The 20,818-nt window shown below is 54.1% G+C and carries 16 protein-coding genes and 1 pseudogene; 7 read left to right on the top strand and 10 right to left on the bottom strand.

Features of this window, described 5'->3' with window-relative positions:
• The first annotated feature begins 89 nt into the window (after nt 1-89).
• Nucleotides 90-1,658, top strand: coding sequence for a trimethylamine methyltransferase family protein (locus tag AC2FLG_RS07080; RefSeq protein WP_496705596.1), 1,569 nt, complete (start codon nt 90-92; stop codon nt 1,656-1,658).
• Nucleotides 1,659-2,112: 454 nt separating this feature from the next.
• Here AC2FLG_RS07080 and AC2FLG_RS07075 read toward each other — a convergent pair whose 3' ends face one another.
• The 5 genes from AC2FLG_RS07075 to AC2FLG_RS07055 form a co-directional block, all read right to left on the bottom strand.
• Nucleotides 2,113-3,777 carry a Na/Pi cotransporter family protein gene (locus AC2FLG_RS07075; protein ID WP_496705594.1) on the bottom strand — a complete coding sequence of 555 codons (1,665 nt, stop codon included), beginning with the start codon at nt 3,775-3,777 and terminating at the stop codon, nt 2,113-2,115.
• A gap of 304 nt (nt 3,778-4,081) precedes the next feature.
• Nucleotides 4,082-5,434: a (R)-1-hydroxy-2-aminoethylphosphonate ammonia-lyase gene (gene pbfA / locus AC2FLG_RS07070; protein WP_496705592.1), complete on the bottom strand. Its 1,353-nt coding sequence runs from the start codon at nt 5,432-5,434 to the stop codon at nt 4,082-4,084.
• Nucleotides 5,435-5,541: 107 nt separating this feature from the next.
• Nucleotides 5,542-7,005: a phosphonoacetaldehyde dehydrogenase gene (gene phnY / locus AC2FLG_RS07065; protein WP_496692052.1), complete on the bottom strand. Its 1,464-nt coding sequence runs from the start codon at nt 7,003-7,005 to the stop codon at nt 5,542-5,544.
• 3 nt (nt 7,006-7,008) lie between these two features.
• On the bottom strand, nt 7,009-8,253 hold the full coding sequence (gene phnA, locus AC2FLG_RS07060) for a phosphonoacetate hydrolase (RefSeq protein WP_271949911.1): 1,245 nt from the start codon (nt 8,251-8,253) through the stop codon (nt 7,009-7,011).
• Nucleotides 8,254-8,272: 19 nt separating this feature from the next.
• On the bottom strand, nt 8,273-9,460 hold the full coding sequence (locus tag AC2FLG_RS07055; protein ID WP_496692054.1) for a 2-aminoethylphosphonate--pyruvate transaminase: 1,188 nt from the start codon (nt 9,458-9,460) through the stop codon (nt 8,273-8,275).
• Between the two features lie 119 nt (nt 9,461-9,579).
• Here AC2FLG_RS07055 and AC2FLG_RS07050 point away from each other — a divergent pair, with 119 nt between their 5' ends.
• Nucleotides 9,580-10,470 (top strand): LysR substrate-binding domain-containing protein, encoded by an 891-nt coding sequence (locus tag AC2FLG_RS07050; protein WP_142637687.1) that lies wholly within the window; start codon nt 9,580-9,582, stop codon nt 10,468-10,470.
• Nucleotides 10,471-10,502: 32 nt separating this feature from the next.
• Here AC2FLG_RS07050 and AC2FLG_RS07045 read toward each other — a convergent pair whose 3' ends face one another.
• The 3 genes from AC2FLG_RS07045 to AC2FLG_RS07035 form a co-directional block, all read right to left on the bottom strand.
• Entirely contained in the window at nt 10,503-12,524 is a 2,022-nt protein-coding gene (locus AC2FLG_RS07045; protein ID WP_282022012.1) for a putative 2-aminoethylphosphonate ABC transporter permease subunit, read from the bottom strand.
• Nucleotides 12,521-13,636, bottom strand: coding sequence for a putative 2-aminoethylphosphonate ABC transporter ATP-binding protein (locus AC2FLG_RS07040; RefSeq protein ID WP_281973207.1), 1,116 nt, complete (start codon nt 13,634-13,636; stop codon nt 12,521-12,523). The genes AC2FLG_RS07045 and AC2FLG_RS07040 overlap by 4 nt, the downstream gene beginning before the upstream one ends.
• 132 nt (nt 13,637-13,768) lie before the next feature.
• Nucleotides 13,769-14,788, bottom strand: a complete 1,020-nt coding sequence (locus AC2FLG_RS07035; RefSeq protein ID WP_281973206.1) for a putative 2-aminoethylphosphonate ABC transporter substrate-binding protein — start codon at nt 14,786-14,788, stop codon at nt 13,769-13,771.
• 498 nt (nt 14,789-15,286) lie between these two features.
• On the opposite strand from AC2FLG_RS07035, the pseudogene AC2FLG_RS07030 reads away from it, so the two are divergent.
• A pseudogene (locus AC2FLG_RS07030) lies at nt 15,287-15,520 on the top strand (transposase); the annotation flags it as partial.
• A 49-nt stretch (nt 15,521-15,569) separates the two neighbouring features.
• Here AC2FLG_RS07030 and AC2FLG_RS07025 read toward each other — a convergent pair.
• Together AC2FLG_RS07025 and AC2FLG_RS07020 are read right to left on the bottom strand one after the other, a co-directional pair.
• Nucleotides 15,570-16,409 (bottom strand): EamA family transporter, encoded by an 840-nt coding sequence (locus tag AC2FLG_RS07025; protein ID WP_496701306.1) that lies wholly within the window; start codon nt 16,407-16,409, stop codon nt 15,570-15,572.
• Between the two features lie 571 nt (nt 16,410-16,980).
• Entirely contained in the window at nt 16,981-17,190 is a 210-nt protein-coding gene (locus AC2FLG_RS07020) for a hypothetical protein (RefSeq protein WP_496705590.1), read from the bottom strand.
• 297 nt (nt 17,191-17,487) lie between these two features.
• Between AC2FLG_RS07020 and AC2FLG_RS07015 the strand changes: the two genes are divergently transcribed.
• From AC2FLG_RS07015 to AC2FLG_RS07000, 4 genes are all read left to right on the top strand, one after another.
• Complete coding sequence (locus AC2FLG_RS07015) at nt 17,488-17,673, top strand: hypothetical protein (RefSeq protein WP_142637697.1); 186 nt, start codon at nt 17,488-17,490, stop codon at nt 17,671-17,673.
• 21 nt (nt 17,674-17,694) lie between these two features.
• Nucleotides 17,695-18,843, top strand: coding sequence for a TRAP transporter substrate-binding protein (locus tag AC2FLG_RS07010; protein WP_142637699.1), 1,149 nt, complete (start codon nt 17,695-17,697; stop codon nt 18,841-18,843).
• Between the two features lie 113 nt (nt 18,844-18,956).
• Nucleotides 18,957-19,469: a TRAP transporter small permease gene (locus AC2FLG_RS07005; protein ID WP_281973202.1), complete on the top strand. Its 513-nt coding sequence runs from the start codon at nt 18,957-18,959 to the stop codon at nt 19,467-19,469.
• A gap of 12 nt (nt 19,470-19,481) precedes the next feature.
• A complete protein-coding gene (locus AC2FLG_RS07000) occupies nt 19,482-20,810 on the top strand; it encodes a TRAP transporter large permease (RefSeq protein ID WP_142637703.1) in 1,329 nt (442 codons plus the stop codon).
• Nucleotides 20,811-20,818: the final 8 nt, after the last annotated feature.

Genomic DNA, 20,818 nt, shown 5'->3' with positions numbered 1-20,818 from the left:
AAATTTTCTAAACGCTAAGAGTAGTTTTTTTCGATTTTCAAACATGTTTTTAAGGTCGACAACCGCATTCAAGCTCGTGGAGCGATGAAATGAAGTTGGAATCGTTGAACGCAATAGCAGAAACACCGACACCGGCGGGGCACCGCGGCCGCGCGCGCAGACGCCGCTTGGCCCGTAGTATTGCCCCTTCTGAGAGCACACCGTTCACGGGTCGCAGGATACCTGCATACAATCTACTAAGTGAAACGGTATTGGCCCGGATCGAAGATCAAGCCGACTGGATTCTAAGCAATATTGGCGTCGAGTTTCGGGGGGATCGAACGGCACTGGATCACTTCGCCCAAACGGGTGCCCTCATCGATGGCGAACGTGTGCGGTTTGAACCGGGTCACGTCCGTGCGCTTTGCGCTACGGCCCCAAATGAATTTCAGTTGCATGGCCGAGACCCGGTCAGAACGGTGACACTTGGCGGTGACAACGTTGTGCTGATGCCGGGATACGGCTCTCCCTTTGTCAGCGATCTGGTGAAGGGCCGACGATATTCGACGCTGAAGGATTTCCGCAATTTCGTCAAACTGGCCTACAGTGCGGCCGCCTTGCATCATTCCGGCGGCACGGTTGTCGAGCCGACAGATGTGCCGGTGAATAAACGGCATTTGGACATGATGCTGGCGCATCTGACACTCTCAACCAAGCCCTTTATGGGCTCTGTTACGGCACCCGAGCGCGTGCGTGACAGTATCGAGATGGCACGCCTCGTCTTTGGACGGGACTTCATGGAGCACCACGCGGTGATGCAGGCAAATATCAACGTCAATTCGCCGCTGGTTTATGATGATACCATGTCGTCGGCTCTGCGTATCTATGCGGAGGCAGGCCAATGTGTCTGCGTCTCCCCTGCGATTTTCGCGGGTGCCATGGGGCCGCTTTCGCCGGCGGCGGTGGCGGCGCAAACTCTGGCAGAAGCGATGGTTGGCATTGCGCTTGCGCAACTGGTGCGCCCCGGTTGTCCGGTGGTGTTCGGCTCGTTCCACTCTACAATGAACTTGCGAACGGGCGCTCTGATCTTTGGATCGCCCGAGGCGAACATGACCACGATGGCGCTGACACAATTGGGACGAAGGCTTGGCGTACCTGTGCGCTCTGGCGGTGGGCAGATCACCGCCTCCAACGCGCCAGACGGGCAAGCGATGCAGGATAGCACCGGTGCCATGTGGTCCACGCTTTTGTCCGGAGCCCATCAGGTCTGGCATGCGGCAGGCTGGCTCGAAGGTGGGCTTGTGATGTCCTACGAGAAATTCATCATGGATCTAGACCACTGTGGCGCGATGCTGAAACTGTTGCAGGGCTTCGAAACGGATGAAGAGGCCTTTGGCCGTGATGCCTATTTTGAAACGGGCCCAGGCGAAAATTTCCTGTCGACCAAACACACGCTGCGCCACTATGCGGCAGCAAATTATGAGCCACAAATTTCTGATGCAGGGCCATTCGAGACCTGGTCTGAAAATGGTGCTCTCACGTCAGATCAACGCGCCACTGCGCGGTGGCATCAGATGTTGAACGATTACCAGCGTCCTGAAATGAAACCCGGCATACAAGCCGCGCTTGAAGACTTCGTGTCAGAACGCAAAGCGCGAATGCCGGATGAATGGTACTAGAACGGAATATCCAATACCTAAGAACTCTGCCGGGATTGCCAGCTTGCTTGAGCAAGATTGAAGAACGTCGGCGCCTATGTCGTCAGGAGGACATTTCGCGGGCATAGCTGATCCAAAACTGGAAGGCATCTGATCGGGCATGGTGGTATAAAGCTGAAGTAAGTTGATAGCGGGGAGACGGGAGCTGATGGTGATCTGGTCATGGGCAACCAGAAATCTCTGAGTCTGCCAGAGTGACTTGTCGGGACCGATGATCTTTTCGCGTTTTCGGGTTGATTGGTGGGATCCTTCGATCCGGTTACTTAGACCCTTGTGCACTGCGCAGTGTTGGGCTCAGGTTTTGGAAGACACTGAACAATTTCAAAATTTGATTTCGAGAACGAACTCACTTCGGTGTTTCCAGTCGCCTTTGTTCTCGCGCTTTTCTTGTCTTCGCATTGAGACCGGCCCGGGCCTATTCAGCAATTTCGTTGATCAATCGTGTCTCGAGAAGTTGACCGTTCTGGTAAAGGACCGGGTAAGCAATCGATGCAATATGACTGTTGAACTCCCGGAAAGCCCGCAATGTCTCTAGATGAATATCACTGGTTTCGAAGCTTTCCGTTGTTCCATGCTGCAACCGGCGCAGGTGACGCTTGCGGCTTTCACGTTCCACGCGTTTGATTTCGGTTTTCTCAAGGCTGAGAAGCCGGGCGCTTTCCAGATCGTCTGAAACAAGTACATTTGATGCCAGTTTCATGTTTGCAAGAATACCTTCATGCATCTGAACAAGTTCGGACCAGCCATCTTGCGAAAAGCTAGAGCCTTTGGCCCGCATTTCACCGGCCAATACAGTCAGGCGTTTGGCGACAACGTCACCCGCCGTTTCAAGCCTGATCGCAAACTCCATAAGGTCGCGCGCGGTTTTAGCATCGTGTTTTTCATATAGCTCAGGGGGTATCGCGGCGACGAAGGCTCGAATACCCGAGAGGCACCGGTTTACGTCCTCGTCAATGGCCTGAACTGACCGGATCTGCTCTTTGTCTCCGCTGCGGTAAAGTTCAAGAGCAGGACGGAACATGGTTTCGAGAAGATCGCTCATCCGTAGCAGCTCACGCTTGAGGCTCGGCAAGGCCTGATTGGGATTTGCCACATCTTCCATGTCCAATGCGCTGACCGGTTGTGCGGGTTGCGACTTCTGTACTTTCTGCTGGTCTGGCAAGAGCCTTTCGAACAAGTTCTGCCAGTGTTCACAAAACGGAAGGGCTAAAACCAAAAGCGACAGGTTGAAAGCAAGATGCACGTTGACTAGCATTTGCCCCCCTTGCGGGTCGCCCAAAAGCCCGGTTCGTAGAGCAAAATTTGCCGCAAACAAACTAGCCAACGCCCAACTGCCTCGCAGCGCCAAATTTGCATAGGGTATTCGCCGGGCCGTCACTGGCATTCCTCGGGTTAGCCATACCGGAATGAAGGCCGAGCCAAAGTTCGCGCCAAAAACCAAAGACATTCCGGCGGCAAATGGGATCGCTCCAATTTGCACAAGTGTCACACACATAAGGATGGCCGCTACCGAGGAATGCATGACGAAGGCTAAGGCACCCCCGACAAGAAATGCAGTGATATAGTCGCGCGACAAGTAATCCGCCACTGCGGGTAAAAATGCACTGTCCCGAATTGGATCCATCGCCTCACGAAGGAACCGAAGTGAGATCAGGATAAAGGCAACGCCCATCAGAATACGCCCTAGTTGTCGGGCTTTTTTGGCTTCGGTCTTGACGAATAGATAGCCTCCAATCGCCAGCAGCATTGGAATAAGCCAGTCCAACCGGAACGTAAGAATCTGGATGATCAGTGCGGAACCCAGATCGCCTCCGAGCACAATCGCCAGACCGGCAGGAAAACTCAACATTCCACTGGCAGCAAACCCAGAGGTCAACAGCGCCACTGCCGCCGAACTTTGCAGTACAACCGCCATCATCAGACCCACAACAGAGGCCTGCAGGTAACTGTGCTGTCGCGTCAAAACGCGCTGGAACGACGCTCCATAGCTGCGCTCAATTCCAGTGCGTACCATTCGAACTGCAAAAAGCAGCAACATCGTCGCGCCAGCAAGGCTGATTAAAAAGCTGACTATCGCCATGCTCTACCTCACTCCCACGGTTTGCTTGGAATAACAGGGTGCGCTGCAATCTTGCCAACCAACGACCGGAGACCGACCCGGTGATTTTGCGGCCGAGTAATTTCGATAAAACGCTCAGCGCCCGAGTTTGCTGAAATAAATCGGACGCGCCTGTTCCACCGGGAAAACGCATTCACTTTCTTGGCGGTAGGCAATGGCCCTTGGCGCCATAATTGAGAATTGATCTCCACGTCCATTGACCACTGTTTTCCTGGAAGCAGACAGAGCAACGGCGTGTTTTGCTCTAAAGGTATGGCCACAAAGATCAACATTCGTCCTTAATCGCGTTGACAACAATGTCGATCGCACAGTCGAGATCCTTGCGCGTGATCGTTAGCGGCGGTGACAATGTAAGCACACATCCCTGACTGATTTTGTAGCTTAGGCCAGCTTCCAAACAAGCATAATAGATCCGCTCGGCTCGTGCATTTCCAGGTGTCTTGTCGGCACGGTCATCGACAATTTCGACACCAAACATCAGACCACGGCCGCGAATGTCACCCACGATCGGGATATTCTGAAGCTCGCCCATGAGACGATCCATAGCGTGCTCGCCCAACTCAGCCGCCCGGTCAACCAACCCTTCATCTTCGATGATTTGTATTGTGGTAAGCGCGGCGCGTGCAGTCACCGGGTTTTTTTCGTGTGTATAATGTCCAATGGCAAAGTCCCCGCAGACGTCTAGTTTGGTTCGCGCGATACAAGCTGCAATCGGCAGGATGCCTCCGCCAAGTGCCTTACCCAAGGTGACGATGTCAGGGATAATCTCGTCATGCTCAAAGGCAAACATCTTGCCGGTCTTTCCAAGCCCCGTGGGAATCTCGTCCATGATCAAGAGAGCCCCGTGACGATTACACGCCTCCCGCACAGCTTTCCAGAAGCCCGGTGGCGGCACATAAGGCACCGCGCGCATAGGCTCAGCGATGACCGCAGCTACGTCTCCCTCGCGTTCTAGAACGAACTCGACCATTTTTGCACAAGCCAACCCACAGGTATCTGGGCCGGCGTGATTGTACGGGCATCGGTAACAGGCAAAAGGTGCCACGTGCTCTGCACCCGGGAGAAGCGGGCCGGCTATATGGCTGCGAAATGTCGCCTCGCCGCCGACGCTTGCGGCGCCAAAACCGGCACCGTGGAAGGCATCCCAGAAGCTAATTGTTTTGAACCGACCGGTGGCAGCGCGCGCTATCTTGAGAGCGACCTCGTTTGCATCAGAGCCGCCGGTCGTAAACAGCATTTTCCCAAGGTCGTCTGGCGCGATTTCGGCGAGCTTTTCGGCCAATTCAACCGCGGGATCATTGGTGAAGCGACGGGGTGCGAAAGACAGGTCATCCAGTTGCGCCTTGATCGCGGTGATCAAACGGGGATGTCCGTAACCGATATGATGCACTGAATTGCCATGGAAATCCATGTAACGGCGGCCGTCCAGGTCTTCGACCCAAATCCCCTCAGCCTTGGCAATGGTGCTAACGCATGGCGAGGACAGTGACTGGTGGAGAAACGCGTTAGCGTCGCGTTTCAGCAAGGGTGAAGAATTAGGCCCTATAGATTCCTTCATCCATGCTTTTCGCGCGCTGGAAGTATTGGATTCGCCTTCCGTGTGGACGATTTGTGACATGCTTTTTCCTCAACGCCGCTTGTGAAAAAATGCGGACCTCGCAAAGTCCGCCAGTACCAGGGAGGAACTTGTGGTGCCCCGACCCGGGTCGGGACGGGGCACAAAAACTAGCGTGGCCAGGGCAGCGAGTAAGTTTTTACGTTAGTAAAAAACTTCATTGCCTCGATGACACCTTCTTTAACCCCATTACCGCTGTCCTTGATGCCTCCGAAGGGGGACATTTCGATACGGTATCCGGGTTGTTCCCAAATGTTGCAGGTGCCCACGTTCAGACCGTTGATAAAGGCAATCGCACGGTTCAAGTCGTTCGTACAGACGCCTGAGCTGAGGCCGAATTCGGTACCGTTCGAAATACGCATCACCTCGTCGTCATTGTCCGGAACCCGAACGATGGGCACAATGGGGCCAAAGGTTTCTTCCATCACCAGCTCGCTGTCATGGGGGACCTTATCGACAACGATGGGCGGCAGTAGTGCGCCCTGACGGCCCGGATGATAGAGGATTTCTGCGCCGTCGGCCTCGGCCATGTAAACGCGTTTTTCGAATAGTTCAGCTGCCTTGTCATGGATGACACAGCCCAGTTCGGTCTCGGGGTCTTGTGGGTCGCCGAACTTGATCTGCTTCGCCTTTTCCAGAACCAATGGCACAAACTTGTCGGCCACGCTTTCTTGCACCAGAATACGTTTGATCGCAGTGCAGCGCTGACCCGAATTGCCTGTGGCGCCTGCCACTGCAATGGTCGCGGCCTTCTCAAGGTCCGCGTCAGAAAGATCGTTCAAAACGATCAGAGGGTCATTGCCCCCCAGTTCCAGAGCTTGCCGCTTGTAAACGCCTTTTTCGGCGATCATCTTACCCACCGGCACGCCGCCGGTGAATGTGATGATGTCGATGTTGTCATTGGTGATCATCTCATCGCCAATGTCACCTGGCCAGCCGGTAACCACTTGGAACATCTCGGGTGGTAGACCCGCGTCGTAGAGGATGTCAGCTAATGTCAGCGCCGTCAGTGGCGTCAGTTCCGTCGGCTTACACACCATGCAGTTGTTGGTCGCGATTGATGGCGCGATCTTGTGGCTGACCATGTTAAGTGGATGATTGAATGGTGTGATTGCTGAAATCGCATTCACCGGCTCGCGCATGGTGAATATTTTTCGATCTTTGCCATTATGGGTCAGGTCGCATGAAAAGATCTCGCCATCATCCTTCATCGCCTCAGCGGCGGCGAACTGATAGACATCTTGTGCACGCTTGGTCTCATAAATCGCATGCTGGTGACAGATACCCAGTTCCAACGTCAGCCATTTGGCAAGGTATTCACGACGTTCACCAATCAACTCGCCCGCACGCTGCAGGATCTGGCTGCGCTCATACCGTGTGAGCTTTGGAGTGTAATTTGCCGCGATTTCGAACGCTTTGCGCGCATGTTCCGCCTTGCCGGCGGGTACATGCCCGACAATCTCGTTTGTGTATGGGTACAGAACCGGCACCGTTTCGTCGGTAAAGACGATCTCGCCCCCGATGCGCATTCCTTCATTGCGGATTTCGATTTTCGACATGGTTTGATCTTTCATGGATTACTGCGCCGCCGCTGTGGTTGCATAGAAAAACGCATCAAAATTGCGCAACTCGGGCGCAGTCCCCAAGTCGATAACCCGGTTTACGATGAAAGGAACTTCCTGCTCGGTCAGTCCACCGTGGCTGCGCAGCGGCTCGTTGAGAGCGGCCAGATCGTGGCGGTCTTCAGAGGTACCGATACAGATGTTCTCACCCGAGACCATCACAATATCGCCAATGCGGTCACCGGGCAGTTCAAAGCGCTTGATCGCCTCTTCTTTGGTCAAAACATGAGTGATGCCGGGTGTAGCTTTCAGTTTGCCGATGATGTCGTTGCGATCCGCGTCTTCGGGCAGATAGCAGGTGGCAAACGACCCGAGTGCGCCGTGGTGCACCACATAGGGGTCCGTGATCGGCAAGATGACACGGGCCGCGTCCTTGCCCAGCCATTCATCCACCAGATCCTGCACATATACCACGCTGGGCGAGCCATCGGCGTGGTGCTTGGGCTTCATGCCGTGGTCGGCGGTGACCACGATGGCAGCGCCCATGGCGTCCAGTTCGGTCAGATATTTGTCAAACATCTCATAGAATGCCTTGGCCTCGGCCTGATCGGGTGCGTATTTGTGCTGCACGTAGTCGGTGGTGGTCAGATACATCACATCTGGTTTCCACTCTTTCAGCAATTTGACACCCGCAGCAAAGACAAACTCGGACAACTCTGCCGAATAGACCTCGGGTTGGGCCATGCCCAACCATGCGCTTGCTTTCTCCTGACCATGCTCAGCCTGGGTCGACGTGTCGGACTTTTCCGCAGAGAAGCATTTGGCCCGGTCGTCGTCGAACTTTAGACCCGCCCCCAACAACGCGCGCAGCTTGTCCTTCGCGGTGACTATGGCCACCTTGGCGCCAGCGTCATAGAACTGCTTGAACACGGTCGGTGCACGCAAAAAGCGCACATCGTTCATCATCACTTCTTCACCACTGTCCGGATCAATCAGATAGTTTCCACAGATGCCGTGCACGATAGGCGGACGGCCAGTCGCAATGCTGAGGTTGTTAGGGTTAGTAAACGACGGGATCACCGAATGGGCCAGCCGGTCAGTGCCGGTTTCGCGCATCCGCTTGAGCGTCGGCATCAGACCGTCAGCAATAGCTTTGTCCAGATATTCCGGCTCACAGCCGTCAAGGCAGATGGCAATGGCGGGCACTTTGGGCATCGGGTAGACACGCTCGTTGGCTTCAACAGGGGTGTGGATGGTCATTTGGTTTGTTCCTTGATCCTTAAGCGGCCAGTTTGGCGCGTTCTTCTAAAGCTTGGAGAGGAGGTGTGGCACTCGACACACCCATTTTTTCCAGAGTTTCCTTGGCGGCAATTACAACTTTCCGCATAACCTTGTCGTCCATCTGACCGATGCACCCAACGCGGAAGCTGTCGACGACGGTCAACTTGCCCGGGTAAATGATGAACCCTTTTTCTTTCATCAGTTTGTAGAACTGATCAAAGACAAAGTTTTCATCGGCCGGGCAGAAGAATGTTACGATGATTGGGCTCAGCCAGCGATTGTCGAGCAGAGTTTCGAAACCCAGCTCACGCATGCCGGCGACCACAACATCCCTGTTGCTGGTGTATCGGGCTCCGCGACCGGAAACGCCGCCCTCAGCCGCATGTGCCCTGAGGGCTTCGATGAAAGCGGCAACCACATGGGTGGGCGGCGTAAATCGCCATTGACCGGTTTTGTTCATATGCGCCCACTGCGCGTGAACGTCCAGAGACAGCGAATGACTGTTACCCTTGGCATCCTCAAGCTCGTTCTTGCGCGCGATTATGAACCCAAACCCCGGAACACCCTCAATACACTTGTTGGCGGACGAAACCATTGCCTCATAGCGGACTTCCGTAGGCTTCAACTCGATCGCACCAAAGGCTGACATTGAGTCGACAAGAAGTTTGCGACCAGCGGCGTAAACCGCCTCCGATATTTCCTCTACCGGATTCAGAATGCCCGAGCTTGTTTCGCAGTGGATAGCAACGACATGGGTGATCGCGGAATCATTCGCCAGAATCTCGGCAACTTCTGAACCACGCGGCGGCAGATAGTCGCCCTTGTCCAAGACAACATGATCGCGTTCCAGATACTCGAGCGTTTGCGCCGAGCGTTGACCGTAAGCGCCATTGGCCAGCACCAATGCCTTGCCATCGCGCGGAATGAACGAAGCCAGCATCGCCTCTACTGAAAACGATCCGCTCCCCTGCATCGGTACGCAGTCAAACTCATCGGCGCCCTCGCCAAGCAATGCCAATAGACTGGAGCGCAACTCCTGGGTCATACCCCGAAAGTCATCATCCCAGCTTCCCCAATCCCTCAACATGGCTTCTTTCACGGCGTATGACGTGGTCAAGGGGCCAGGAGTTAGTAGATAGGGCTCGCCGAGACGCGGTTGTTCAATTTGAGGAAAAGAAGACGTCATAACCAAGCTCCAGATCAACGTTTCAAAGACACAGTTGCAGCAACCGCAGCTATATGTGAAATTGCAAATATCAATCTAATTATAAGCTCAGCCTATGCTCGAACCTTCAGGAGTTTGAAATGCGACATAGCCAGCTCAAAGCCTTTCATTTCGTAGCCAAATATGGTGGGTTTTCGCGTGCTGCAGAGGCGCTTTTTTTGACGCAGCCAGCAATTTCAGAGCAGGTTCGCAAACTTGAGCAGGATCATGATTTGTTGTTGTTCAAGCGTGAGCGAAAAAGAGTGAACCTAACCCCGGAGGGGACGCAGCTTTACCGGTACACCAAGCAGTATTTTGAGATCGAGGATCAGATTGAGGACTATCTGTCTGAAACGAGGGCTGCGATCGACGGCGAGCTGCGGATCCTTGCCGATTCCGCGCACCACTTGACCGACTTTCTGGGGCCGTTCCGAGAAAAATATTCGAACATTACGATTACCGTCCGCGCTGGCAACACTGAGGACATTTTGGAGGAGCTCAGATCTTACAATGCAGAAATTGGTGTTGTTGGCAGTGTCTCTCCCGGCAAGGACATGAGCGTTCTTAGCCTTGGTTCGACCGAGATCGTGGCATTCACGGCCCGCAGTTTGCTTCTCGCCTCAAAACCTACATTGTCCCTCGCAGAGCTGGCGGAGTTGCCTCTCATCTTCAGGGAACAGGGATCAAAAACACGCCAAAAGCTCGAAGATGAAGCCAGTAAACGGGGGGTGCCGCTGAAACCGGCGATTGTGGCCGAAGGAAGAGAGGCCGTCAGAGAGTTGGTGGCATCAGGTGCAGGTATCGGGTTCGTGTCCCAGGCAGAATACGGTCACGACGACCGTCTCAGACAAATCAAGCTGCAAGACGTCGACCTGCAAATGGGAGAAAGTATGATCTATCTCTCCCAACGGCGTGAGGTGAAGACCATTCGCGCCTTCATGAAATTCGCCAATTCTGTTCTAGAAGAAAAACAAAACCCCACCAATCAGTGATCGGTGGGGAGATGCCTAATTGGGTTTTCTTGTCAGCGGGTTCGCCAGGCTTGCGTGCGACCGAGGACGCCTTTGGAGGCAATCAGGTGGATGATCCGCGCTGCGGCGTTTGTGTAGAAGATCATCATCCCCATTGCGGCAGCTGGCGCAATATCGCCCGCATCGTCCATGTTTAGCACTGCAATAGATGCCAACGTGGTTTTGGGCGAGTATAGGAACACAACCGCAGATACCGTCGTCATTGCGTTTACGAACAGATAGATTGATATGTCCAGCACGGCTGGCAGGCAAACAGGGACCGTGACACGGGCAAACAACTTCATCGTCGGTTGCTTGAGCGAGGCTGACACCGACTCGAATTCTCTGTCCATCTGCTTGAGCGCTGTCACTGCCGTCAGGTGCGACACAGTATAGAAGTGTGTCACCGTACAGATCACCAAAATTGCCATTGTTCCGTAGATACCGTTCAGCGGATTAGACGGGCTATTGAAGAAGAAGATGTAGGACAGGCCCAGCACCATGCCCGGGATCGCCATTGGCAGCATCGCGAACATCTGAAAGATCGATCGACCTGTTCTGAACCCGTTCGACTTTTCAACCAGATAGGCACCAAAGAAGACGACTGAAGTACCGATCACCGCCGTCAAAAGCGCCAGCTTGATCGAGTTAATGTAGGAGCCCCAACCGCCACCATCCATCTTGTTGAAATCGTAGTTCTTCAGGCTCAGGCTCAGGTCGTAGGGCCAAAACTTGATGAGCGCCGCGAATTGGCACACAGCCAGCAGCCCAACGATGAACAAACCGATCAGACAGCAATAGACTAGAAAGAACCGATCTGCCTTTCGATTTGGGGTTGGCTGGTAAGGGACCGACCGGGCCGACAATAAGGCAACCTGCTTTGATTGCACCATGCGGTCGATCGCGAACGCCAGGATTGCCGGGATCACCAGAACGACCGAGACTACGGCACCCATTTCAAAGTTCTGCTGGCCGATCACCTGCTTGTAGATATCAACCGCCAGAACGTTGAACTGACCTCCAATCACTTTTGGCAGACCAAAATCAGTTATGACCAGATTAAATACAACGAAAGCGGCCGAGATCAGACCATATCGCGCGCCGGGAACGGTGACCGTCCAAAAAGTACGCCACGGCGTTGAACGCAGGCTGACTGCAGCTTCGTATAGTCGTGCATCAGAGATCGCCAGCGCCGTTGAAATGATCAGGAAGGCGTGCGGGAAGGTGAAGAACACCGAGCCTATCACGATGCCAATCGGACCATAGATACTGGCGCCGAACAGCAACTCTTTTATCATGCCCTGATTGCCGAACAGATAGACCAGCGCGATCCCGGGCAAGAGCGAAGGCACCAGGATCGGAGCCATCGCAATCAGACGAAACACACCCTTGAACCGCATGCAACTCCGGTTCAGCGCATAAGCGAACCAGAACGCCAAAGTTACTGTGACAATGGTGCTAATTACAGAAATCCAAAGGGAGTTCTTGATAGAATTGAACAGTGCCGGGGTTGAGAAGTAGTTGACGAAATTTTCCAAGCCTCGCGATTGAACTGGCCTCAGCTGAACCCGCCGGAACTGATTGGAATCGAGCGTGACCCAATCCGTATTGTCTTGCAGCGTAGAACCGACAAGAAACCGCCCGGTGTCGCTTGTGTTACGGATTTGGTACATGACCGGACTGCGAAAGCTGAAATCGGGAAAAAGCTCGGTTACCGAAAGCCGCCCGTCTGAGCCGGTAGACAGTTCGGTGCCTGAAAAAGCCCCGGTTTGTTCGTTCAGTGTGTCGGCTGACAGGATGGTTCCTTCAAATTGCCCCGCTTCGTCACTGACCTGAAACTCGTATTGTGACAACTCCATCCGATAGGTCGAGAATGACTTGGAAAGCATCGTGTAAAGCGGCAGGACCAACGTCGCGACCAGATAGAGTGCGATCACGATCATGCTGCCGCGCATCAGGATGTCATCCCTGCTGAGCTTGGGTTTGATGTCAGGTCCGGCTGGAAGAGTCCCCGGGTTGGTTGAAATCTCGCTCATGCTGCCGTCTCCGGAACATCGAAGGCCATTAGCCGGTTTTCGGGCAGTTCAATCACCATGGTCCTACCCTCTTCCAGTTCTAGGCGGCGCACGGCATTGATCGAAAAATCTGCGATCAGTTCCGAAGATCCAAATCGCTCGTTGCTCAAGCGGCATCGCCAGAATGAACCGAGGAATTCCATTTCATCGAGAGTGACGTCGATGCAATTCCTGTTGCCGCCGGTATCGAGATAACCAGCCTCATGCGGGATGATATCCTCGGGTCGGATCGCCGCAATCGCTGGCATTCCGTCGTTGAACGTGTGGCTGAGGCACGCAAAGGTCTTTTCGCCGACGCTCAGTCGACCACCCTTGGTGACCTGAGACTGGATCTGGTTCATTTCCCCGATGAAGTCTGCCACGAACAAGTTTGCGGGTTCTCGGTAAATTTCTGTAGGTGACCCCACCTGCTCGATAACCCCATGATTCATGACCACGATCCGGTCCGCCATCGCCAGCGCTTCTTCCTGATCATGCGTAACCATCACAGTAGTCACACCCAGTTTGCGCTGCAGCTCTTTGATTTCGTGACGTAGATGGACGCGCACCTTTGCGTCCAATGCCGAAAGCGGCTCATCCAGCAACAAGAGACCGGGGTTGGTCGCAATGGCGCGGGCCAACGCAATCCGCTGCTGCTGGCCACCGGACAATTGCGCAGGATACTTTTTGCCTTGTTCAGGCAACCCAACCAAATGAAGCAGTTCGCTGACACGAACGGCAATATCCGATTTGCTGCGACCAGTGTTTTCCAAGCCGAAAGCAATGTTCTTTTCGATCGTCAGGTTCGGGAACAAGGCGTAAGACTGAAACACAATCCCGAAATCACGCTCTGACGGCGGCAGATTTGACACATCCTTGCCGTCTTGCATGACAGTGCCCTTGGTTTGCAGATCGAGACCCGCAATCGCCCGGAGCAAGGTTGTTTTGCCGCAACCCGACGGCCCCAGAAAGCAGACAAATTCGCCTTCGTTGATTTCGAGGGATATGTCCTTGAGTGCAAGAAAGCTGCCGAACGCCTTCCACAAATTCTGGATGCTTAGATACAGTTCACCGGGTGGGGTTTTCTGAAGCACGGGAGCGGTCCTCATATCTGCACCTCGGGAACGGCCGATCTGGGCCGGTTGAAGCCGGGCGCGCTGGTCGCGTTGTTTGGAAAAATAGAGTGGTGTGCAGAAGAGGTGCTTACACCTCTTCTGCTGGTTGGTTTACTTCGCTTCAGACTTCCCGTCATAGCGAGACTGCCATTCTTTCAGTATCGCCGCGCGGTTGTTGGCGGCAAATTCAAAGTCGTTGTCGATCATCGCATCCAGAAGACCTTCAGGGAAGTGCTCGACCGGTTTTGCGACGCCAGGATAGGCGACAACGGCGTACCCTGTGTTGTACATCTCGTTGGCTTCCTTGGTGACGGTGAAATCAACCAGTTTCTGCGCGGCTTCGAGATTTGCAGTACCGGCAACAATAGCGGTCGCTTCCATGTCCCAGCCGACACCTTCTGACGGGACAATGATCTCAAGCGGCGCACCATCAGCTTTCGACTTAGCACCACGGAAAGCAAAAGAGATGCCAATCGGGATCTCACCTGCAGCAGCCAGTTTGCACGGCTTTGAACCAGAGTGGGTATATCGCGCGATGTTCTCGTGCAATCCGTCCATGTACTCCCAGCCGCCTTCTTCGCCGAACATCTGCAGCCAACTTGAAACATCAAGGAAACCAGTGCCCGACGAGTTCGGATTTGGCATGATCACCTGATCCTTATACATGGGGTCTGTAAGATCCTTCCACGATGTCGGCGGCGTCAATCCCGCTTTCTCGGCCTCGACGGTATTGTAGCAAACTGCGGCAACCCAAGCGTCCATGCCAACCCACGCCGGAGGATTGTCGCCATCGACAAATTTCGCGTCTAGGTCGCCAACACCCGCAGGCGCGTAAGGCTCCAGCATACCTTCGGACTTGAGCAACAAAAGCGAAGTGGCTGCGAGACCCCACACGACGTCTGCCTGAGGGTTGTCCCTCTCGGCCAACAGTTTGGCGGTGATGATCCCGGTCGAATCCCGAACCCAGTTGATTTTGATGTCCGGATTGCTCGCATTGAACGTCTCAGCGTAGCGCGCCAGGTCTTCAGCTTCGACGGCTGTGTAAACTGTCAATTCGGTTTCAGATAACGCAACTGTAGCAGTCAAGGAGCTTACGGCCAGGGCTGCAAGAAATTTGGTCTTATGTTTCATCGTGATCCTCTGTCGGTTGATTATTCTCGGGAACGCCATTCTTGAGCAGCGCTTATTTGCAGTTCCATGCCCCGGCAGTGTGACAGATAAATAGATCAAGAAAAATCGATTATACCTTCCACATCATAAGCAAAACCTATGTAAGGCAATCCGCCCTAGCGCTCGGAATTGAGTGTCATATCCCATTGATATGAGATAGGAACTCTCCCTGCACCAGTCACCCAAGAGTTCCGTTCAAATCAGTACGCTTCGGCATTGGCCCATCGAACGGGCGGTGGGCTACGAAATCCGAGGCTATATACTGCTACCTGTCGACTGGACAGCCGACAATCGAACATGACGGTCATAGTGCTCGCAAATACCTTCGCAAATGTCTGACGTCAGCACTTGCGGGACAGTACAGGTCGATTTGATAAGAGAGATTTTCTGGCACATCGTACCCGCCAAGGAGTGGAGGTGAGATAGAAACCCAGAACACGTAAGAGCCACGGCGAAAAGATCGTCAAGGATATCCGTCGTGCTACCCGCAAGCGCTATTCAGCGGAGGAGAAGATCAGGATCGTTCTGGACAAGCTCAAGGGCGAAGGCAGTATTGCTGAGCTGTGCTGCGGGGGAGGCATTGATCAGAGTCTGTACTATAGTTGGTCCAAAGAACTCCCTGAAGCTGGCAAGAAGCGCCTCGCGGGCTATAAGACACGTGCGGCGACCTTATCCGAAGTTAAAGACCTGCGCCTTGGACTCGTCATCGCGCAACTTCCTTCTCCTTAGTCCAACTTGTACGTCATCTTGTTAGGGCCAGAACCACAATTCCAACTGCCACGATTATCGCCGCCAGGAGCCTGTTGGATTTTGGGCCCTCACCAAACCACATCACACCTATTATTGAAGCGAAGATGACCGAACTTTCTCGGAGCGCTGATACAACACCCAACGGCGCGAAACTCTTAACATAGAGCACCAGACCATAGGCTAAGCCGGAAATGATTCCTCCTGCTAAACCTGACCAGACATATCTCTTTGGAAGTGCGATGAGGCGGTCCCATCGAGTCGAGAAGATGAACCCCGCCACGAAGATCTCGGCCACGAACAATACCGTGATATATCCAAGCGTATTCCCTGAGAGTCTCACGCCAATACCGTCAACCAGAGAGTAGGAAGCAATCATCAAACCAGTTCCGAATGCCGCCGCGATGCCTACCCAGTTCGTGCCCTTTCCAAGTCCGCCAAAAGACAGGCAACCGATGCCGGCCGAAATGCAGACAATACCGATCCACGCGCCCGGAGGAAGGAATTCACCGGCAAGAAAGACCGCTCCCAACGCCACTAATATGGGCGTTATCCCGCGCGAGATGGGGTACACCACCGATAAATCGCCGTAACGGTAGGCCGTGTTGAGAAACCAGTAGTATCCCCAATGAATCAAGGTGGAACCAATAATGTATGGAATTGCAGCCATTACTGGAAAGCCCGTAAAAGGAAGCACGGCAAGCGCAGGTATGGCATGCCCGATCGAGATTAATCCCAACATAATGGCCTTGTCAGGCGCGCCCTTTACGACCGCATTCCACAGCGCATGAAGGAAAGCCGCAAACAGTACGATGAGGATCGCATGTACTGTCATAGCTCGTCGCAATCAGCGAAAACGCCTTGTAGACACATATGATTTTGCACCTCTATGCGCTCTGCTTTATGCGCTGATCGACTGGCGTTCTACTAAATCTTTGCTTGTATCGCTGCGAAAGCGTCGTACAGGAAACAAATCCACAGGCCAATGCAATTTCTGTCATATACAGGTCAGTGAATTCGGCGATGGCATGAGCCTTCTCCAACCGCTCTGCCATATAGTTTGGCTTTGAGTTCGTCATGGTTCGTAACGAGGTTAGGCATTGATTGGCGGTCAAAACCGTCAGGCTTCAGTGTCTTGAGAGAATTCAATCAGAATTGAAGAAAACGTATTATATGCGAAATGAACGCCGCAGGGCCCTATACCCGCCTCAAGGCCAAATCCGTTAACAACATTCAACACGCCAGCAGGCAGGATATCCGCGATCAGTTCACAGATCACCATGATTGTCGCTGGCGTTGCTTGGCCGGATTCAGAACCACGCAATAGCTAGCAGCTCCAGATTGTCTGCCAGCTTTTGCACTATCCGCGTGAGAACATTCGCACGCTCGGTCACGCTGGTCGAACCTCAGGCATCGGCAGTCGAATGCGCTGGGTCCAGCGCGGCCTCAACGTCTGAAGCATCAGACCGTGTGATCTGGCCAATGGGCTGGACGGGAATCGGGCTTAGATTGTCAAAATACCGGCCTGCCTTTGGCTTGCAAAAGCCGCCTCCGATCAAATTGCCATAGCGGGATGCAGGGGGCGAGATACTCGCTACCGCCTGCAGATTGGTCATCTCATTTATTGATTTTCTCCATAAGTTCACGGTCGGGGCTTTTGATATCCCGCGCATCGGCTGATGCAGCGGTGTGGAACCCGGCCTACCGTTCTTGTTGTACGGCGACTTGGCTAACACGCTGAATTTTCAGAATGTATCCGACCATAATAGTATTACTTTGGTCGCTGCTTGGGGTCTTCCTGTCCGCAATCGCCGAGAGCGCCAAAAAATGCGCCTCAATGTAAGCGCTTGCACGAATCAAATGTAAGCGCTTACAGTGTCGCTCAGAACTGCAACCTTTTCGGATCCTGTTTTATGTTCCTTACCGCCTCGCTGATCGTCTTTGTCATCTACTTCGCCAACGTCGCTCTGGGGGCCTTTGCAGCAAGCGCATTCCTTGGGGACGTGGGCGAAATGCTGGTTCTGTTTGCCGCGTCGATATTGTTTGTCGTCGCCATTCTTCAAAAAGAGGCTGACCGAAACAAAAAGAACGGCAGCTAAGGATTTCTGGGAGGAAACATAATGGACAAAGATCGCAAGGACCTTGCGTCGGCAGCACGCCGAAATTTTCTGAAATTGACGGCAACAGGCGGCTTCACGGCGGCCATGGTAGCTGGTGCTGCGGGGACGTTGTGGTCAACTGAAGCTGCAGCGCAAAGTGCCAGCGAAGAGCGCGACCGCGAGGCTGCAGCGGACCATATCATGGTTCTGGCGACTGCCTATCCGGTCGGTGCGTCGCGTGGTTATCCAATCATGCAGCTGGACCTGAAGGAAAACATCCAGAACGCGACCAACGGCAAGGTCTATGTCAAACTCGCGCCTGGCGGGCAGCTGGGTGCAGGCGGCGCGCTGGTGCAGGCGGTGCAGGGTGGCACAATTCAGGCAGCACAGCATTCGCTTTCGAATTTCGCGCCGTTTGCGTCGACCGTTGACCTGATCAACATGCCGTATCTGTGCGGGTCAAACCAGCGTTTCACAAACCTCGTCAACTCGCAGTTCTGGAAGGACACGGTCGAGCCGAAGGTTGAGGAGAACGGCTTCAAGGCGCTGTTTTATATCAACATCGACCCCCGTGTCGTTGCCATCCGCAAGGGTGGCCCCGGACCGGTCTTGACACCTGGCGACCTGTCCGGCGTCAAGTTCCGCGTTCCCGGCTCGAAGATGCTGCAGCAATACTACCGCATGGTTGGTGCAAATCCGACGCCTGTGGCCTGGGGAGAAACCCCGTCTGCGATCAAACAGGGCGTCGCTGACGCGCTTGACCCGTCCGTGGGTGCGCTCGAAGTCTTTGGTTTCAAAGATATCCTGAGCCATGTGACCTTCACTCAGGCCGTGCCGGATAGCCAAGTTTATTCGTGCAACCTGGAATGGTTTAACTCAATGCCCGCCGACGTGCAGGAAGGGATCATGTGGGGGTCCGAGATGACCTCGCACCAGAACCTTGCCAAAGTGCCATCGGCCCGTGCCTACGCTATGGCCGAACTGATCAAAGCAGGTGTCGAATTCCACTCGCTCAGCGAAGAGCAACTGGCCGAATGGAAAGCCGCTGGTGGCTACCAACGGTCCGAATGGGACGAGTTCAAGATCGATCTGGCCGGGTCCATGGACAACTTCGCCAAGATGGAAGAAGCCGCAGGTACCCAAGGCAAGTACTACGTGCATGACGCTTAACTGTCGGGTCGGGCGTGCCTCCACGCGCGCCCGATCACCAATCTTTCCCGCCTCAGTAAAATCCAAACGCGTCAGCGCGGTGCGTTTTGCTAGGCAAATCAGCAGGTTCTCACATGAGCTTTTTGCGCCGAATTGATAGAGACGCCGAGCGCTGGTTGCTTCTGGTCTTCTACGTGATGCTTGTCATCACCATGGCGATCGAGGTGCTGCGCCGGGAAATATTCTCTTTTTCCTCGATCTGGGGCGAAGAAATTGTGCGGTACTCCTTCATCTATCTCGCATGGATTGGTGCTGCGGCTGCAGTGAAAGAGCGCGCGCATATCCGCATTGACGTGCTGATGCACTACCTTGGGCCGCGTCCGAAGGCTTTGCTGTATATCTTTGGCGACCTGGTGATGTTCGGTGTTGCTGTGATTGCCCTCTATTGGTCCTACGAAGCCGTGCATGTGTCTGCCAAATTCGGGTCGGTCACGGACGGGCTGCGCATTTCCAAAGTATGGTTCCTGATGGCGGTTCCATTGGGGTTCGGCTTGATCATATTGCGGCTGATTCAATCCCTACTGCGCGACATCCATTCTCTCAGAACGGGCAAACCCGTTTTTGAGGGCGACACACTCTTTGATTGAGGGATGATTTGAATGCTTTGGCAAACCTTTGATCAAACCGTCGAGCTGGGTTGGGATTTCTATCTGCCCGTTATCATATTCGTCTCGCTGATTGCTCTGGCGGTTCCGGTTTGGGCCGCCATCGGGACCTCGGCGATCCTGATGTTGGTCATGTCCGGCGACCTTCCCCTGAGCCTTGTTGGTGAAAAGCTGTTCACCGGCATTGATGCCTTTGCGCTGACCGCGGTGCCGCTGTTTATCCTGACAGGGGACGTGCTGGTCCGAACCGGGCTCAGTCGAAAATTCCTTGATGTTGCCGAGGCATTGACGTGTTTCACCAAAGGTGGTTTCGGGTCTGCGACGGTTCTTGTCTGTGGCATGTTCGCGGCCATTTCGGGATCGGACGCAGCTGGTGCGGCCGCGGTCGGACGTATGACTATCGCACGCTTGGTCGAAAGCGGCTATCCGCGCCCCTATGCCTGCGCTCTGGTGGCGGCAGGCGCCTGTACCGGCATTTTGATCCCACCGTCGATCGCCTATATCATCATCGGCCTTGTTCTGGGGATATCCGCATCGACCTTGTTCCTTGCGGCCTTGATCCCGGGGATCGCGATCCTGTTGTCGATCCTGATCACGAACCTGATCGTGAATCGCATCTACGCCTATGAAGGTGGCGGACAGATGACGATGGCCGAATGGTTGGGTAATCTGGGCCGTGCTCTAAAATCCGGTTGGTATGCGTTTATCGTGCCGGGCATCATCTTTTACGGCATATTCTCGGGCCGCCTGACACCAACAGAAGCGGGTGCAACGGCCGTCGTCGTGACAATCATCATGGGCTTTATTCTGCGGACGCTGTCCCTTGCGGATTTTCCCGCCATGCTGGTCAGTTCGGCAAAGGTGAACGGCGTCATCCTTCCCATAATCGCTTTCTCGGCTCCGCTGGCCGAAGCGCTGGCCATCATGGGCGTGCCGCAAGGTTTTGTGACATCGGTGACCGGGCTGACGGATGAACCATGGTTACTTATCCTGCTGATGATCGGAATCCTAATCGCCGCCGGTTGCGTTATGGAAACCACGCCGAATATCGTGATCCTTGCGCCTATCCTGAAACCACTCGCGGACAACATCGGCATGAACGAGATACAGTTCTGCATCATGATGATCACAGCTCTTGGCGTAGGCTTCATCACGCCGCCATTGGGGCTCAACCTGTTCGTGGTGTCTGGCATAACCGGGGAATCCATCCTCAAGATTGCCGCCCGTGCCGTTCCCTTTGTTCTTTGTATGTTCTTGGTTGTGTTGCTGATTGCTTATATGCCAGCGATTTCGACTACGTTCTTGCCCGAAATCTACAAGTAGGACCTCGC

Source organism: Ruegeria sp. CDSA193, assembly GCF_059611885.1.
This window is presented reverse-complemented; position numbering and strand designations above follow the sequence as displayed.

What these genes read in the sequence shown, in the direction of transcription:
- phnA (WP_271949911.1), bottom strand. Translation starts at nt 8,253, where the DNA reads ATGACCATCCACACCCCTGTTGAAGCCAACGAGCGTGTCTACCCGATG.
- AC2FLG_RS07050 (WP_142637687.1), top strand. Translation starts at nt 9,580, where the DNA reads ATGCGACATAGCCAGCTCAAAGCCTTTCATTTCGTAGCCAAATATGGT.
- AC2FLG_RS07080 (WP_496705596.1), top strand. Translation starts at nt 90, where the DNA reads ATGAAGTTGGAATCGTTGAACGCAATAGCAGAAACACCGACACCGGCG.
- AC2FLG_RS07045 (WP_282022012.1), bottom strand. Translation starts at nt 12,524, where the DNA reads ATGAGCGAGATTTCAACCAACCCGGGGACTCTTCCAGCCGGACCTGAC.
- AC2FLG_RS07020 (WP_496705590.1), bottom strand. Translation starts at nt 17,190, where the DNA reads ATGACCAATCTGCAGGCGGTAGCGAGTATCTCGCCCCCTGCATCCCGC.
- AC2FLG_RS07075 (WP_496705594.1), bottom strand. Translation starts at nt 3,777, where the DNA reads ATGGCGATAGTCAGCTTTTTAATCAGCCTTGCTGGCGCGACGATGTTG.
- AC2FLG_RS07010 (WP_142637699.1), top strand. Translation starts at nt 17,695, where the DNA reads ATGGACAAAGATCGCAAGGACCTTGCGTCGGCAGCACGCCGAAATTTT.
- AC2FLG_RS07035 (WP_281973206.1), bottom strand. Translation starts at nt 14,788, where the DNA reads ATGAAACATAAGACCAAATTTCTTGCAGCCCTGGCCGTAAGCTCCTTG.
- AC2FLG_RS07025 (WP_496701306.1), bottom strand. Translation starts at nt 16,409, where the DNA reads ATGACAGTACATGCGATCCTCATCGTACTGTTTGCGGCTTTCCTTCAT.
- AC2FLG_RS07055 (WP_496692054.1), bottom strand. Translation starts at nt 9,460, where the DNA reads ATGACGTCTTCTTTTCCTCAAATTGAACAACCGCGTCTCGGCGAGCCC.
- AC2FLG_RS07015 (WP_142637697.1), top strand. Translation starts at nt 17,488, where the DNA reads ATGTTCCTTACCGCCTCGCTGATCGTCTTTGTCATCTACTTCGCCAAC.
- AC2FLG_RS07005 (WP_281973202.1), top strand. Translation starts at nt 18,957, where the DNA reads ATGAGCTTTTTGCGCCGAATTGATAGAGACGCCGAGCGCTGGTTGCTT.
- pbfA (WP_496705592.1), bottom strand. Translation starts at nt 5,434, where the DNA reads ATGTCACAAATCGTCCACACGGAAGGCGAATCCAATACTTCCAGCGCG.
- phnY (WP_496692052.1), bottom strand. Translation starts at nt 7,005, where the DNA reads ATGAAAGATCAAACCATGTCGAAAATCGAAATCCGCAATGAAGGAATG.
- AC2FLG_RS07000 (WP_142637703.1), top strand. Translation starts at nt 19,482, where the DNA reads ATGCTTTGGCAAACCTTTGATCAAACCGTCGAGCTGGGTTGGGATTTC.